Annotated in this window: 2 protein-coding genes; both read right to left on the reverse strand. The window is 46.3% G+C overall.

Going from position 1 to position 671, the window contains the following annotated elements; all coding sequences use genetic code 11:
- Positions 1-288 (reverse strand): hypothetical protein (locus E1963_RS23675; RefSeq protein WP_207669421.1); only part of this gene is annotated, 288 nt, incomplete at its 3' end.
- Between the two features lie 58 nt (positions 289-346).
- The coding region (locus E1963_RS23680) for a hypothetical protein (RefSeq protein WP_207669422.1) at positions 347-671 on the reverse strand (325 nt) is incomplete at its 5' end.

The following is a 671-nucleotide window of genomic DNA, read 5'->3' on the forward strand; positions in this document are numbered from 1 at the left end:
CTTTCCTCTCCTCTTTTTCCCTCTTCTTCTGTCTTCCTTTCTTTTCTCTTCCTCTTCTCTTTCTCCTTCCTCCTTTCTTCCCTTCTTCCCTTCCTTTCTCCCTTCCTTGGTAAGTATTTGTTGGCTTTTTCCTCTCCTTTCCCTCCCTCTCTTTTTCTTTCTTTCTCCTTCTTCTTCCCCTCCTCTTCCCTCCTTTCCCTTCCCTTCCGGTGGCGACTTCTCCGTACTTCTCCCTCTCCTCTTCCTTTTCTTCTCTTCTTCTTTTCTCCTCACCCTAGCTTTATGCACATAGAAGACTCCTTTCCTCCTCTCCTTTCTCCCCCCTTCTCTTCTTTTTTTTTCTGTCTTATGCCCTCTTCCCTTCTCCTCTATTCTCCCCTTCTTCCTTTTCTTTTCTTTTTCCTTTTTTCCTCCTCCTTCTCTCTCTTTTCCTCTCCGGCGACCCTTCTTGTATGCAGAATATGGACTCTTTCTCTCCCTCTCTCTCCTTCTCCCTCCCCCCCCTTTCCCCTTTCCTCCTCTCCCTTTCCTTGTATAACGCTCTCCCAAACTTCTCTTTCCTTCTTTCTCTTTCTTCCCTTCCCTCCTCTTTTCTCCCTTCCTCTCCTCCTTCTCCTTCTCTTCCTCTTCTTTTCCCTTCCTTCCTTCTTTTCGTTTTTTCTCCTTTCCTT

It is taken from the genome of Extibacter muris, from assembly GCF_004345005.1.
Taxonomy (GTDB): Bacteria; Bacillota; Clostridia; order Lachnospirales; family Lachnospiraceae; genus Extibacter; species Extibacter muris.